A 15,840-nucleotide genomic window follows, 5' to 3' on the forward strand; every position below is an offset into this window, starting at 1 on the left:
CTATACAAACCCACACCTAACGACTCCACTCCCTCTCTATGAATCGTTTTGAAGTAACTTGCTATGACGGCAAAAAAGCCAGCTCACAATGTTTTTAGTCCACCTGAGTTATTTCATAAAGTGCGCTTAGACTCGGATCGAGACGTCTGAGACTGGCCGCAGCTTACCTAATTTTTTTTCGTAGCTATGGCCAGGATTGGGATAAGGAAGAACGCCCCAGTACTGCCCCAATAGCTCGAGCTTCACAGCACCAGATGGGGCTTGTTTGAGAGGAATTGGCTTGCTGGAAGTGAAGCAGAGTGCTTGTTGGCCATTGGGTGCGATGGTGGCCTTGGGGAACCCAAACTTCACCTCCGTGCCATTCAGCTCACCATTCTGAATTTTGCATTGTGTTGGCTCAAGCGCTCTCTGACTGAAAAGAAAGTAGCGCCAATAGCTTTGTATCGCCTTGAATGGCAAAGCCTGATCCGGTACGGACAATGTTGAAGCCTTGGATTCCGAACCCTTTGTACTGGGCGGCGATTCAAAATACTCATAGAGCCCGATGCCAGGCTTCCAGGCGAGGGCGGCGGAGTAGACGAAGTGATAGGGCTCGAGGGTGCCTCCCCCATCGAGGGAGACCTCGAGGCTGTACTGGCCGTCGCCGAGGCCTTGGAAGTCGAGGTCGATCTGTCGCAGCAGCTGGAGTTCGGCGGCTTCGAGCGCGAGCTCGCCATTGGCGTGAAGCACGCGGTAGGTGCAGAGCACGGCGGCGCCAGCCTGTAGTCGATCTTGCGCACTGCGGCGCCCGATGGGCGCAGCGGCGATCGCGGCCTCGAGCGAATACGACCATGCGGCGGGCTTGCAGGGCAGGGTCTGCCAGCCGTCTTCACTCAGGTTGTTGGCATAGAGCACGCCTTCGCTAGGAGCTGGTAATTGGGTGATCATGGCAAAGAATGGCCCCTCGGCGCGGATGGTGAAGGCCCGCGAACCTTGCGTGGGCAACTCGGAGCTATCGCCATCCTTACCAATGAGCAAAAAGCCACCAGTCTGGGCTTTGAACTCTAAAGATCCGCCACGCACGGAACTGGCGCTAGAGGCGGCCGGCTCGACCACCAGCCCCTCAGCGAGGCCTGAGTCAAAGTAGGCATGCGGGAAGCTGACTTGGTGGCGTATGGAAAAGGAACAAATCACGAGAGCAGGTCAGGTTTGGGTGTCGATAGAGATCGTGCGGATTGGCCCTTCGTACTCAGGATCTTGCTCATCGAAGAAAGAAATCATGCGCAGTTTGTAGACCACCGAGGGCATGTACTTGGCTCCCAATATCCCCCACATGTGGTTCTGCGCATGAAAGTCCAGTGGCTCCATGCTAAACTCGAGGCGTTCAATTCCATCTGGGAGGCCGGGTGAGTTGGCACGAGTGAACGAGGACTTCGACTGAAAGAACTGCAAGATGAGGGTGAGGTAATTGAGCGCGTCTTTGGCTCGATCGCCTTTGAAGTAGGCGGAGAAGAGAACCATGACATTCACATGTAGGGAATTGTATTGGATTTCCTCAGTGACACCACCACCGGGGATCGGCTGCATCCGCTGCGAATAGGCCAAGGGGTCGAGGGCGAGGTCCACCAAAGTGACGAGCACCACATTTTGCTCGTTGGTGGCGATCGAGCCATCCTGATCGACTACGTAGGAGAGCAGAACCTTACGTTCATCTTCCTGAAGCCCTTGCTGGCGGCAGATGTAGCGATTGAGATCCTCTGCCACGTAGGCTAACAAGTTTCCGATCATTGGCCAGCCTCCTCGTGGTTCACCTCAGAAGAAACCACCTCGGCCTCCTCCACCACTTCAACCACCTCGCCATTCACAACGACCACTTCCTCCTTCTGTTCTACAATCTTTAAGCTGTCCAGCGAAGCAGAGTCCCTGCGGAACACTGCGTTCATTGCATCGTTCCTGAAGATCCACTCTGGCGTGCCACGTATCTGCCCACGTTGCTCATCACTCAATTGATCCATCTCGATTTTCACCTTCTCAAAATTGGCTCCGAAGAGGTTTGCCCCCTCCAAGTTAGCGCCACGCAGATCTGCTCCCTCGAGGCTTGCGCCAAAGAGCGAAGCCCCTTGCAGGTCGGCCTTGATCAAGTTTGCTCCATCCAGTGTTGCGCCGTGGAGATTCACCCCATGAAGCGTCGCAGCGCTGAGGTCTGCGTCACGTAGGTCCGCCTGAAACATCGTGACCGCACTGAGGTCAGCTTGCTTGAATATAGCCCCCTCAGCCTGACAACGATCCATCAAGGCTCGGCCGAGCTTCGCCTGAGTAAGGTCAGCGCGAATGAGACTGGCTGCAATGAAGTTTGAGCGCTCTAGTGTGTTACCCGTCATGGTGACACCATCTAAATGCACTCCATTGAAGTCCGCAGAGCGCAGGTTACAGTCGACCCACTTGGTCTTGGCATCGATTCTTGCCTGCTCGAAGCTGACGCGTTCGAGATCGACCCTATGGAAGAGCGTGCCGGAGAGAGTCGCTTCATTCATGCTTGCTGCATTGAGGTTCGTGGAGGCAGAAACTGTGGCTTCGCTGAGGTCAGCTCCATTGAGGCTAGCACCCTCCATGGCACAAGCTTGCAGTGATGCGCCCCGCAAGTTCGCTTTCTCTAGATTCACTCCAGCCATCTGACATTTCTGGAATTCCGCTCCTTCACACTCGGCCCGGAACATCCCAACGCGTTCGAGGCCTGAATCCGAAAAGAAGGCCTGATTCATCACCGCATTGACCATGCTGGAGCCTCTGAGCTCACAGTGTCGAAAGCTCACCTGTTTCGCCACCACCTCATCCAGCGAGCAATCCAACAGCCATGAGTTCTGAATACTGCAGTTGCTGAGTACGGCGCCATTCATACGCGATTGATCGAGGCGTGTCCGCTCCAGTAAGGCGTTACTGAGATCCGCCCACGAAAAGACACAGGATCCAGCGTGCGAGTCCGTGAGGTCTACATTGTTGAGCTTCGCGCGTATGAAGCTGGCACCATGCATCGCACATTTCTGCATGCGCGCTTCGGAAAGATCGCTATGATCAAAGCTGGCATGATTCAGATGAGCGTGGTCCATTGTGACCTGACGCATCACACTATGATCCATTTGTGCATGAGCCATCTCCGCGTAGCGGAAACTCGAGCGACTCATCCGCACACGGCTGAGCACAGCCCCCTTGAGATTCGCAGAAGAGAGATTTTGCACCGTCAAGGCCTGCCCGGTAAAATTAAGATAATTCAGCGAACGCAACAACATGGGAGTAGGCAGTAACTGCGAGACCCCATAGGAGATGGACGAGGAAATATAGTCCACGCGCTGACCATTCATCCGCATCAACCAGGAGCCTAGCTCTTGCTGATTGTGCTTGCTCCACTCGACAGCTGAAACGCGCTCTGTCACCTGCGCTATTTGGCCGAGCACGATCGCGATCGAAGTTTCAGCATTGAAGGCCCCCGCTCGGAGCACACCAAAGTCCGCATGCTTCATCACCTTGTGGATTGGCACATCATGCTGCACCGCATGCCCAAACATCTCCGAAAAGACTGATTGCCACTGGCAGCGCTCACGCTCACCCAGCGCCTCTAACTTCTCTCGCATGAGACTCGACATAAAGAAGTAGGTGCTTTCAGAAATGGGCGCAAAGGCTGTGAGCGCCGTCCATTCATGCAACTTCTTTTCCAAGGCCACCCCTGCCTCGCGACTGACAATCGCAGCAGTCACACGGAGGATGCGGACCGCGATCAAATAGTCCCAAAACAAAAATTTCTGAATCCCGCCAGAAAGCTCCAGTAATTGATCCTCTTTGAAGAATGTGCGCGCCATCTTAGCTACCGAATCTGCCAATTTGAGATCAACCTGGGCACCTAGCAATTCTGTGAGATATTCGGAATCATTGAGCAAATCACGTAAGGTCTGAGTATCACAATCCCATGTAGTGCCGTGCCAACGCCACACCGCAACCTCTTCTAAGCACAGCAAATACTCCTTCGCTCGCTCAGCTTGGTGCCCGGCGAACTTGCCCATTAAAAAACTGGAAACATGCTGATACAAGGCACTGAGGTCATGCGCCTGAGCCTGAGCCAAGCCAGCCACCTGGTATGCATAGGCAATCAAATCATTGAAGAATGGGCGGCAAGTGAGAGACTCAGCACCCTTTGCCTGAATCATGCTTCGCGGATCCTCCAGAGCCCCTCCCGTGAGCCGGCGCCACTTGTCCCACCATTGCTCATTTTGATCGACCTCCATGAAGCCCCCCTCGGATTGTTTCGGCCACCAAGCCTTCCACATCCCACTAGGCGAGAATGGTAAAATCTCCAATAGGGCCTTACCTCGAAATGTTTCGGCATGATGCTTCGCAATACTCGGCATCCCCACAAAGGCGACGTGCATCCTCGTACTCCCAATATGACTATTGAGACGATCCGCCATGAGGCAGGTCTCACGCACAAAGGTGCTGCCCTCCATCTCACTGCCATTCGATCTTTCGTCAAGATGCTGCACGCCATCAAGCAAGAGCAGCACCTGATATTGCTTGAGAAATTGTGGATCCACAGCACTGAATCCAAATTTGCTCTGGCGCAGGCAGTAGGCACTTAGAGCATCTTCCACGGATTGGTTCAGCTGCAGTTGATCCACCGGAAGTGTGATCACAACACACCCTTGCTCCCGAAGCTCAAGCGCATGCTTGGCCACGAACACGGTACTAAACGTAGACTTCCCCATACCGCGCGCACCGATCACCGCAAGCTTATGGTGCTTCTCTTCCTCACTGAGCAACCAATCGCGTATATGTTCACAGAGCTTCACTCCCACACGCTCCGGTGCAACCCCCTCCCCCTGCTCATTATCGGCCGCTAGATACACCGCTCGCAGATCGATATAGACCTGCTCTAAACTATAGTCGAGCGCCGGTGGCACCTCGCTAAAGCGACGCTGCTCCACGGCCACGTAATCACGCCAGCCCCTATCCCAAGCTTTGCCATCCACAGGGGCGCCCCCTTTGGGAACCACACGCTCCTCAGACAATAGATCCTCAAGCCTGCCTCGTAACTGCGTGCGCAGCGAAACGTGCTCACTCGACGCGCAAATAGCCACACCTGCGGCCCACTCGAGATAGGTCGAAAGCCCCCAATCCACTATCAGATCTTCAGTCATTTCCGGCTCTCCCTCCAACAAACCACACCGCTTCGCAGCAAGCTCCACAAAGCCGTCCAAATCATTCGCCGTCACCGCCGCCTTGCGCACCTTTTCCTCATAAGATGCATGCTCACGCATGTGAGTGGCACACACCGACGACACACAACGCAGTAATGAACGCCACTCCCCTGACTCGTACCCACTCGAATCTGTCGATGACGGAGTCTGCGGTAAGGTCACCAAGATAGCCCCCAACTCGTCAGCCACGTGCTCGACCCTCACCCCGATCAAGGAGCCATTACTACCGCCACAAGATTGCGCATCAAGATCCATAATTATTCAATATGTTAGATTCTGTTAGCCGTAACACACTGGAACACACCGCGAACTAACAATCGAATTGATAGACTGCAAAACCCACATTCTACAACATCAAAAAAATAATTTCAAATACCATTGACGAAGTTCAAACGACTGATAGAGATCTAGAACTAACGGTTAGATCGTTAGCTATTTGTTAGCTAACAAATTTCATCAAACCTCTATTTCCAGTTAAAAAAACCACGTACATAGTCATGTCCAACAAACCCACGACTTCTGGCGACAAGCCATCCGATCAAGATGCGATTTCAGCGGGCAACACCGCGATGCTCCCAGTCACCAACGAGCTCTTCACAGTGCTCGACGACCTAGGCAAACAACAGAACGCAGAACTCGCATCAGAAGATGCAGCTCTGACTGCATTTTTGAATGCTGAAACAAACCTCAGCAACGCTACAACCCAGTTTGCAGGGCCATCCCCTCGCTTCAATGCACCAACATGGGAGGGCAGCACAGCCAATCCGAAGCGCGCATCATACAAAAAGGAATTCACCCCGATCATCCAGGACGTGCTCAACGCACCGACTGCGCAAAGTGATGAGATGGCGATCGCCGAGCAGCAGCTAGAGATCGCGATCAAGGAAGCATTCCAGCAGCAAGCACAATCCAAGAAGCTCGTGCAAGGTGGCAAACTCACCTTCAAGGATGACACCGTAGCAATGCAGTGGGTGGCTGACACCATCATTTCTCTCTCCGGCACGATCCCAGAGGACGTGCAGACAAACCTTGCCAACATGATGATCGCGCGCATCAACGGCATGACCGCGAACACCCTGTATAGCAACCTACAATCTGAAACGGACTACTGGCGCAGCATCACAGCTCTTGAAGTCTCTGGTGGCTCCACCACGGGCTATCTTGAGACAGCCATTGGACAAGCAGAGGTGTATCTAATGAACCTTTGGTCATCCAATTCCGATGCCAAGTCACTCGACAACAACGCCCTCACCGCGAGCACCAACGCTCTGATCAAGGAAATCATTCAGAACAGCAACGCACAGGAAGCATTTGCAGCCCTATCACCCAGTGAGCTTAAGCACTTCCAAGGTCGCATCACCGCAGCAGCGGCTAAGGCTCTCAAGGCGCTCCCGAGTCCTGCCCCCACGACGGCACCTCAGGACAACAACTACAAGGTGGTGAGCCAAGCACTCAGCAACTACTCCAAAGCCAGCAACAACGCATTCCTCAAGGCATTCCCCCAAGCAAAGGGTGAACCATCATGGGACGGCGACTTCTGGTCCATCGTGGAAACAGCCCTAGTGGGTAGCCCAGCCGCCTCAGAGGCTGCGAAGCAAGCAAAGCTCAACAAGATCCTCAACGCGCTTCAGACCACCTACAAGACACTTCCTCGCAACCCACTCAATCCGAATGAGCCAATCACCGACGAGACAGAAATCACCACGTGGGTAGAGACCACCGTCACCACCCTCGCTACCAATAAGGTTGTGACTCAGGCACAGGAAGACATGCTCAAATCTGGTCTTATCGACGAGGTCATGCAGCTCTTCCCTATCCCGGATAAGATCTCTTTCTACGAGACTTTCCAGGACAACCTCGTGGACGCGCTCCTCAACAGCCCAGAGCTCACCACCAGCACCACCACTCTCGAAGACGCCAGCCCAGCGGCGAATAAGAAAGAGGCAAAGGAAGATGCTGAGAAGGTGAAGCACCCGAACCAAGCGGGCAAAACTGACCCTAAGAAAACCAAGGCAGCCAAGCCATCAGACGGCACTGGCCTCCGCCACAGCATCAACACCGTAGCCGGCACTGCGAACTTGCAGAAGCTTGCTCAGAGCGTGATCGAGAATCAAAAGCAAGGTCAGCAAAACTACGTGGCTGAAGTGCTTGCCGACCCGAATCTCACCAAGCAACTCGAAGGTGTGTCCAAGGCACTCACCACAGCGTTGCTCGATGAGACTAAAAAGATTGTCGAAAAAGCCGTCAGTTCGGTATTCATCGGCCTTTCCGAGCAAGGTATCCAGGGGCAGATGATCTCTACCTCCTACGATTACCAGCTCATCAACCGCATCAGCAACTACACCTCCACCTTACTCGAACAGCTCGACAAGCACTACGACGAGGATGTGCCTACCAATAGCACAGAATCCATCGCAGCAGCTCAATCGATTACTGCTGCCTCAGTGAGCTTCAAGAACTACGCTGATGATCTACACGCTCTCGATCAGAGCTACACGGATGCCGCCAGCACCACGAATAAAGATTCCGGCCGCAGCACGCAACAGCTCGACCTATACTTCAAGGGCAATCAATCCAAGGGCACCGAAGCAGACTGGGCAGCCAGCCTCGACGACGTGGCAAACGCTATCTACGGTAGTAGCGGCAAGAAAGAAGCACTCATCCTCACTGCTGAGTACGACGCCGTTCGCCTCGCGGCCGATGCCGCTGGCTTCAGCAGCAACCTCAATGATGAATTCCTTCAGGATCGCTCCAGCGCTGAGGCGGCACTCAACAGCCTACTCACCAACGCGAAGCAACTCTTCGATACCGCTCAGACATCCTATGACAAGCTCTCTGGCGAGTACTTCGATGCTCTCAGCACCTACACCGCATCCAAGGAATCCTACCTAATCGATGAAGCCCTAAGCACTGCATACAGCAGCGCCCTATCAGGCCTCACCTCCATCATGGAAAACGGCAATGTCTCCTACGAGGCGGATTCCATGGCAACCCTCTCATCCAAGAGCTAAACACCCACGCTAAAAAACTCTAAAATTTAAGATATTATGTCAGCAACAGCTTCTAAAGGCTCCAAGACACCAGCCATCAACGACAACATGGCAGGCACCAAGGCGCAGCAGTACATCAACACGCTCCATCAAGAGCTACAAACTGCGACCAACAACTACAACTCACAGAACACGATCCTCTCCAAGTATGTGACCCAGCAGAAAGACTACACCACCAAGAGCGCCAACGCAGAAGCACTCTTTGAGCGACTTGAATCGAACCTCAAAGATGCCAAACAAGCACAAAAAGATGTAGAAAAAGTGGTCACCTTCTTCTCAAGCCAACAGGCTGCAGTAGCAGAGATGGTAGGACACGCTAAGGATATGTCCACCCACGCTTATGAGTCACTTTGCTTCCTCGTGCACCAAGGGGTTGGCCGCGTCAATGCCTCGAACACCGTGATCAACGGCGACAACAAAAAGTTCGAAGATAGTAAGCACTCCGACACACCGCCACCATCCAACGTACCACAACCATGGACCAATTCTGTAACGGGCGCCATCGGCACAGCCCAAGCATCCGGTGCAGCAGCCGTCACGGCTGGTCAGGACGCCTGCAAAGCAGCCTTCCAAGCCTACATCTCCAACCAGAGCATCTACTCACGTACCACCTCGTATCTCAGTAGCTTCAGCTCATTCTCCAAGCAACTTCAGAGCCTTCACAATCGCCTCGTCAAAGAGACTTCTCTCGCCAAGCACCAGGCGATTCAACTCAAGGCCCAGCTCGACATGATCAATGAGCGCGTGAAAGCACTCAACACCCTCGTCGACCAAAAGAAGATTGCCATGGATGAAGCGCAGAACAAATACAACGCGGCGCAGCAAGGCGCCTCCTACGCAGGCTAATCAAGCCACCAATGACGAGCCAAGTGATGACAGGCTCCAGCTTCCTGCGAGCCTGTCATTTCCCTTGGTAGGTTGAACACCAAACCCACCCACCAACTCGCATTGATTGATCAAACTCAGATTCAGGTTAATTCTATGATGAATGCTAATAATCCTATGACCCCTGGGGTCTATACGGTTGAGAAAAGTGCTTTCCCACCCGCTGTTGCAGAGGTACCGACTGCAATCCCAGCCTTTATCGGCTACACCGAGTTTGCCACTAAAAATGGCAAGCCGCTCACCGAGCCGCTCTTGATTCAGTCCATGGCTGAGTACAACCAACACTTCGGTGGACCACCACCATTCCAGTACCCGATCCAGAAGCTCACTCCGCCGAGCCCAGGCGTGGCGCCAGCCGGCTACGACTTCGAAATCAATGACAATTATTACAAGGTAGGTCAGGCCGGCCCAGGAAATACCTTCTACCTCTATCACTGTCTTCAGCTGTTCTATCAAAACGGTGGCGGCCCGTGCTACATCGCCTCTGTAGGCACCTACTTTTCCACTGCGCCGAGCCTCACTCCGGGAGCTCCGCCAGAGGTGAGTCCCACCATTCCAGACAAGGATCACTTCCTCGATGGCCTTGCGATGCTGCCACGCATCCAGGACCCGAAGCCCACCATGATCCTCACCCCGGACTCCCTGGTCCTCGATCAAGCAGACTACTACACCGTGCAGGAGCAAGTACTCATGCAGTGTGGCGAGCTCAAGGACCGCGTCGGCATCATCGATGTCTACGACGGCAACCTCACCAACGAGGACGCCGGCGTCATCGACAACTTCCGTAACATGATTGGCAACAACAACATGAGCTACGGAATCTCTTACTACCCATTCCTCGACACCACCATCGTAGAAGCCAGCCAGGTGACCTACGCCAACGTCGACCAAAGCAAGAGCAACCCAGACGCCACCGCACTCACCGACATCTTCCCTGGCGCCCAGGCCCTCAATAGCTTGGCCTCCATGACCGAAGACCTCAAGAATGTGGAGCAGCTCACCATCCCAGCGCCGTACAACTTTGGCAATGCGACCCCGCCGAGCAGTGTGCCATCTAAGGCAACTCCTGGTGTGGGACCGTATCCTAACTGGAATGTGGCCTTCAGCGCAGCAACCCCGCCGACTCCAACAGACTTCGCCAGCAACCTCAGATGGCAACTCAACGTGATCTACTCGATGGCCTTCACCCTGAGCCAGCTTGGGGCGAACAAGTCTCTTCCTTACCCATCCGTGAAGATCAGCTCACAGGACCTCATCAGCGGCATTGATGCGATGATGAAGCCATCTGGCTACCTCGCAGGCTTGCTCTACGGCTTGGCTCCATTCGATTCAAACTTCGTGACAACCGGCGGCAAGAAGGGCCTCGGAATCCTCACTAGCAGCACCCTTCCAAAGGCGTGCTCAACTGTAGCTGGTTCCAAGGCTCCTACGATCTCCACCGCGAATCCGTATCCTGCCACAGCCACCACACCGGCGACCCAGTACGGCATCATCAATGCGCAGATTAAAAAGGTCTTCGCCGCGATGAGCAATGCCATCAGCCAGGTGACCACACTCGCGAACACCTTGCTCACACAGTACAACACCTCGTTCGAAAATCAGAATTCGGACTACAAGAACCTCATGGCCGGCATTGCCAAGGAAGCTTCCTTGCTCCCTCCTGGCCCTGCGCTCGCAGGGGTGATGACCATGGTGGATGATAGCGAAGGCGTCTGGGTTTCCCCAGCCAACATCAACATCAACTCCGTCACCCAACCAGCGGTTTCTATCAACAACGACGAGCAAGCTAGTCTCAACGTCGACGTCATCGCCGGCAAATCAATCAACGCCATCCGCGCCTTCACCGGCCGCGGCCCTGCCATCATCTGGGGTGCTCGCACCCTCGACGGCAATAGCCTCGACTGGCGCTACGTATCGATCCGACGCACCATGATCATGATCGAACAATCCGTGGCCAACGCCGCGTTCCAGTTCGTCTTCGCCCTCAACAACGCCTCCACATGGAAGACCGTTGAAGGCATGATCTCTAACTTCCTCCACAACCTCTGGAGCGCAGGCTGCCTCCAAGGCGCCTCACCTGCAGACGCCTACTCGGTATCCGTTGGCCTCGGTAGCACCATGACTCCTGTCGATATCCTCGAGGGCATCATGCGCGTGGAAGTCAAGGTGGCCATCGTCCACCCAGCTGAGTTCATCATCATCACCTATGAACAAGAAATGGCGAAGAGCTAACAAGCTCGGCTACTCACTAACAATCTATAACATTTCACACTAAGCAATTATGTCCACAGACGGCAGCAAAGAAAATGCGATTTGGCCAATGCCACAGTTCTACTTCCAAGTGAAGTGGGGCTCTACCGAGATCAACTTCTCAGAGATCAGTGGTCTCGATAACGAGGCTCAGATCATCGAATACCGCCACGGCAACAGTCCGGTATTCTACCCAATCAAAATGCCAGGTTTGGGTAAGGTAAACAACGTCACCATGAAGCGTGGCGTGTTCGTTGGCGACAACACCTTCTGGGAGTGGTTCTCCAAGATCAAACTCAACACCGTAGCCCGTGTCACCGTGACCATCAGCCTCCTCAATGAAGCTGGTAAACCAACCATGACATGGACCCTGCGCAATGCTTGGCCAACCAAGATTACCAGCACGGGAATGAAATCCGATGACAGCTCGGCCGCCATCGATCAGCTCGACGTGGCCTTCGAGACCATGGAGATCGCGAACCAAAACAACGCATAAGCCGAGTCCCCTTGTCAGGTTCATCCTCAGGTAGCGCTTTGTACCCCGCCGTTAACTTCCACTTCGATGTGAAGTTCAATGGCGGGGACATTAACGCCGAGGGTGGCTTCCAACAAGTCTCAGGACTCGAAGCCAAGTTAGGTACCGAAAAGGTGAAGTCGGGAGGCCCCACACCATTCTTCGACCTACCAAGTCCAGCGTCTTACCAAAACCTCAAACTCACCCGCGGAGTCATGAAAGGCTCCTCACTCAGGCACTGGGTCACTCAAGCCATTTATAACTTCGAGTTCACCCCGATCACAGTAACAATAATTCTGCTAGACGAAGAGCAGAATCCGATTATTACTTGGACCGCCTACGACGCTTGGCCGGTTTCTTGGAAGGTGGACGACCTCAATTCTGAGAGCGGCAAGGTAGCCATCGAGACCTTTGAGCTAGCTTTCAGTAGGCTCACCACAAAATTTAAAACCTAAGGCTTTCTAGCAAGTTCCCACTCATTCATGCCTGTAGAAATTAGAGAAGTGATCATCCGGGCAGAAGTGACCCAGGCTCAGCAACCGAGCAGCTTTGCAGCGGCTCCCCCCTCGCAGCTCACGCCGGAGATGAAACGCCAAATCAGCAACATTTGCGCGGAAGAGATCAAGCAAGCCAAAGAGAAGATCCAAGGCCAGATGAGCGTGGATCGATTTGAGCGATAGTCGCTATGCCAGAGCAACTCACCATCACCGCCTACAAGGACTACAACTACACCGACACTACCGGCAAGTTTGAGGTCTTGGTGAATCCGGCTAACTACGACACCAAGCAAAGCATCCAGTACGCTGAAGAGCAGGCGCTGGGCAGCCCCGGCTCCGAGCCTCGCTTTCAGAGCATTCCTTCAGAAGACTGCAAGCTCACCCTACTCTTCGATGGCACCGGCATCATTCCCTCGCCACCTGCCAGCCTCAAAGGCAAATCAGTTCCCGAGCAAATTGACGCTTTCCTCAAAGTCACTTCCGACTACTCGGGCAACATCCACAGCCCACCACCCCTAGAGCTGGTGTGGTCGGACTTCACCTTCAAAGGCGTGCTCGCCGACATGAAGGTGAACTACAAGATCTTCAAGCCCGATGGCACCCCGGTGCGCGCCGAGGTAGACGCCACCTTCAAGACCGCTTCCTCCACCCAGGAGTCCTTGCTGCAGGCAAAAAAGTCGTCGCCCGACATGACCCACATCAAGACCATGAAGGCGCAGCAAAGCATCCAACATTTCTGCCAACAAATCTACGGCGGTGAGAACTACTTCGTCCAAGTAGCCACGGCCAATCAGCTCGACCACCTGCGCGGCAACAAAGTCGGTCAGCAGTTGGTCTTCCCGCCACTCGTCAACAAGTAACAATGACCGTCAAAAACAAAGAAATTGTTACTACCAAGATCTTGGTGAGCGGCTCGGCCATTGCCGACACGATCCAGGTGAAGGAGATCCAGGTGCAATCGAGTCTAAACCGCATCGCCGGAGCACGGATTGTCATCCTCGATGGCTCACCCGCCAAAGCCACCTTCGAGGTCAGCAGCGGCAGCACCTTCGTGCCGGGAAACAAGATCGAAATCCAAGCCGGCTTCGGCACCCAAACCAAGACGATTTTCAAGGGCCTGATCACTGCGCAGTCCATCTCAGCCATGCAAGATCGCGGCTCCGAGCTCGTCGTAGAATGCCGAAATGAAGCACTCAAAATGACGCTCGGACGCAAGAGCGGTGCCTTCACCAAGCAAAGCGATAGCGACGTGATGAGCACCCTAGCCTCGCGCAATGGAGTCAGCGCCACCGTCAAATCCACCACCCCTGAGCTTGAGCAATTGGTGCAGTATTGCTGCACCGACTGGGACTTCCTTCTCACCCGCGCGGAGGTCAATAGCTTGGTGGTCGTGACCGACGACGACAAAGTCACCGTCGCCGCGCCGGAGACCGGCAGCTCCGTGCTCACCCTCACCTACGGCGACGACATCGTTTCGATTGAAAGCACCATGAGTGCCGCACATCAGTTAGAATCTGTTTCGGCACAATGTTGGGATTACTCTTCGCAGCAAATGGTGACTGCCAACGCCACCTCGCCAAGCGTGCCAAGCCAGGGCAACATCACCGGCGACACCCTCTCTGAAGTCCTCTCCCCGAAGAAGGTCAACCTCGTCACCACCTCGAGGTTAGAGACGCAATCGCTTACGAACTGGGCCAGTGGCGAATTCCTCAAATCGCGCCTTTCAAAGATCCGCGGCACGGTCAAATCCTTTGGAAATTCCGATGTCAAAGCCAACACCGTCATCACCCTCAAGGGCCTTGGCGATCGCTTCAATGGCGACGCCTTTGTCTCTGGTGTGGAGCACCGTATCGAGGACGGCAACTGGTGGACCCAGATCACCACTGGGCTCAACCCACGCTGGTTCGCCGAAGAAATGGAGCCGAGCTACCGCCCAGCCGCAGGCCTCTTGCCCGGCATCCGCGGGCTTCAAAACGCCATAGTCAAGGCCATCACTCAGGACCCCGACAATCAGATCCGCGTGCAAGTCACCGTGCAAAGCATGACTGCCGACTCCGAGTCGGGCGAGCTCTGGGCACGCTGGACGCAGCCCTACGCCACCAATGGCGCAGGCTTCTTCTTCATGCCTGAAATTGGGGATGAAGTGATCGTCGCCTTCCTCAATGAGGACCCGCGCTTCCCAGTGATTCTCGGCAGCCTCTACAGTAGCCAGATGTCGCCACCCACCCAGCCTGCGGATGACAATCCGATCAAAACCATCGTCACCAAAGAGAAGCTGACCATGGAGATGGACGACAAGAATAAGGTCATCACCATCAAGACCCCCGGCAACAACCAATGCATCCTCAGCGATAAGGATCAGTCGATTACCATCGAGGATCAAAACAACAACAAAATCACCATGAGCTCGAGTGGTATCGAGATCAAAAGCGCCAGCGACATCACCCTCAATGCCACCGGCGAACTCAAGGTCAAGGCCGCAAGCCTCAGCGCTAGCTACGAAGGCGAAGCCCAGATCAGCGCCGATGCTGCGATGACCATCAAGGGCCTCGATCTCAACCTCACAGGAGATGCTTCATTCAAGACCTCCGCCCCGCAGGGACAGGTCTCCGCTGATGCCGTCTTGACTCTTCAAGGGGGCATGATCAACATAAACTAACAAATACTAACAAAACCCAACAATGCCTCCAGCAGCAACCATCACCAGCATGCATGTGTGTCCGCAAGTGACGCCAGGATTGCCCCCCATACCGCACGTGGGTGGGCCAGTGCTCGGGCCTGGAGAACCGACAGTATTGATCAGTGGCATGCCGGCAGCGCGCGTGGGTGACATGGCTCTCTGCGTGGGTCCGCCCGACAGCATTGCTTCAGGCTCTGCCACGGTGATGATCGGCGGTAGCCCAGCGGCTTTCCTTGGCAGCGAAACCGAGCACGGCGGCACCATTGTGGTGGGAATCCCTAACGTGATGATCGGCGCATGAGTGCAGCAGAAGACAAAATCATAGGCTCCAGTTGGGCCTTCCCGCCGCGCTTCAACCAGCACGAACAATCCGCGGTGATGGTCACTGGCGCGGACAACATCGCCCAAAGTTTGAATGTGCTCTTTGGCACCCAACGCGGCGAACGCCTGCTCGTGCAGGAATACGGCTGCGACCTTTCTTCACTGATCTACCGCCCCGTCAGCGCTTCCACTGCTGCGACTCTGAAGAACCAAATCGAACGCGCCATCGTACTCTACGAACCGCGCATCATTCTGCAGAAGCTAGTGATAGACACTAGCGACAGCATCAATGGCAAGGTCAGCATCCGTATCGACTGGATCGAGGAGAAAACCAACAACCGCCGCAACATGGTATTCCCATTCTACGCGGCTGAAGGAACGCTCATCCCAGCCAAGTCCTAGCGTCTAACCCACGATG

13 protein-coding genes are annotated in these 15,840 nt (G+C 54.5%); 10 read left to right on the forward strand and 3 right to left on the reverse strand.

Annotated elements, in window-relative coordinates; all coding sequences use genetic code 11:
* Positions 1-126: 126 nt before the first annotated feature.
* The 3 genes from F454_RS0112045 to F454_RS15930 are packed head-to-tail and all read right to left on the reverse strand — an operon-like array spanning position 127 to position 5,480.
* Positions 127-1,173, reverse strand: coding sequence for a hypothetical protein (locus tag F454_RS0112045; RefSeq protein ID WP_018970911.1), 1,047 nt, complete (start codon positions 1,171-1,173; stop codon positions 127-129).
* A gap of 9 nt (positions 1,174-1,182) precedes the next feature.
* The gene (locus F454_RS0112050) at positions 1,183-1,767 is read right to left on the reverse strand and encodes a Pvc16 family protein (RefSeq protein ID WP_018970912.1); all 585 of its coding nucleotides are present in this window, start codon (positions 1,765-1,767) and stop codon (positions 1,183-1,185) included.
* Positions 1,764-5,480: a pentapeptide repeat-containing protein gene (locus F454_RS15930; protein ID WP_018970913.1), complete on the reverse strand. Its 3,717-nt coding sequence runs from the start codon at positions 5,478-5,480 to the stop codon at positions 1,764-1,766. The genes F454_RS0112050 and F454_RS15930 overlap by 4 nt, the downstream gene beginning before the upstream one ends.
* Before the next feature lie 242 nt (positions 5,481-5,722).
* Here F454_RS15930 and F454_RS0112060 point away from each other — a divergent pair, with 242 nt between their 5' ends.
* From F454_RS0112060 to F454_RS0112105, 10 genes are all read left to right on the forward strand, one after another.
* Positions 5,723-8,236: a hypothetical protein gene (locus F454_RS0112060; protein ID WP_018970914.1), complete on the forward strand. Its 2,514-nt coding sequence runs from the start codon at positions 5,723-5,725 to the stop codon at positions 8,234-8,236.
* Between the two features lie 36 nt (positions 8,237-8,272).
* Entirely contained in the window at positions 8,273-9,121 is an 849-nt protein-coding gene (locus F454_RS0112065) for a hypothetical protein (protein WP_018970915.1), read from the forward strand.
* Positions 9,122-9,256: 135 nt separating this feature from the next.
* Positions 9,257-11,392: a phage tail sheath family protein gene (locus F454_RS15935; protein WP_156817270.1), complete on the forward strand. Its 2,136-nt coding sequence runs from the start codon at positions 9,257-9,259 to the stop codon at positions 11,390-11,392.
* A gap of 49 nt (positions 11,393-11,441) precedes the next feature.
* Positions 11,442-11,906, forward strand: coding sequence for a phage tail protein (locus F454_RS0112075; protein WP_018970917.1), 465 nt, complete (start codon positions 11,442-11,444; stop codon positions 11,904-11,906).
* A gap of 11 nt (positions 11,907-11,917) precedes the next feature.
* The gene (locus F454_RS0112080; protein WP_026292882.1) at positions 11,918-12,379 is read left to right on the forward strand and encodes a phage tail protein; all 462 of its coding nucleotides are present in this window, start codon (positions 11,918-11,920) and stop codon (positions 12,377-12,379) included.
* A 27-nt stretch (positions 12,380-12,406) separates the two neighbouring features.
* Entirely contained in the window at positions 12,407-12,604 is a 198-nt protein-coding gene (locus F454_RS0112085) for a DUF5908 family protein (protein ID WP_018970919.1), read from the forward strand.
* Between the two features lie 5 nt (positions 12,605-12,609).
* Positions 12,610-13,281 (forward strand): CIS tube protein, encoded by a 672-nt coding sequence (locus tag F454_RS0112090; RefSeq protein WP_018970920.1) that lies wholly within the window; start codon positions 12,610-12,612, stop codon positions 13,279-13,281.
* Between the two features lie 2 nt (positions 13,282-13,283).
* The gene (gene vgrG, locus F454_RS0112095) at positions 13,284-15,080 is read left to right on the forward strand and encodes a type VI secretion system tip protein VgrG (protein WP_018970921.1); all 1,797 of its coding nucleotides are present in this window, start codon (positions 13,284-13,286) and stop codon (positions 15,078-15,080) included.
* Between the two features lie 22 nt (positions 15,081-15,102).
* The gene (locus F454_RS0112100) at positions 15,103-15,402 is read left to right on the forward strand and encodes a PAAR domain-containing protein (RefSeq protein WP_018970922.1); all 300 of its coding nucleotides are present in this window, start codon (positions 15,103-15,105) and stop codon (positions 15,400-15,402) included.
* Positions 15,399-15,824 carry a GPW/gp25 family protein gene (locus tag F454_RS0112105; protein WP_018970923.1) on the forward strand — a complete coding sequence of 142 codons (426 nt, stop codon included), beginning with the start codon at positions 15,399-15,401 and terminating at the stop codon, positions 15,822-15,824. Before F454_RS0112100 ends, F454_RS0112105 begins: the two co-directional genes overlap by 4 nt.
* The last annotated feature ends 16 nt before the right edge of the window (positions 15,825-15,840 follow it).

It is taken from the genome of Rubritalea marina DSM 17716, assembly GCF_000378105.1.
Taxonomy (GTDB): Bacteria; Verrucomicrobiota; Verrucomicrobiia; order Verrucomicrobiales; family Akkermansiaceae; genus Rubritalea; species Rubritalea marina.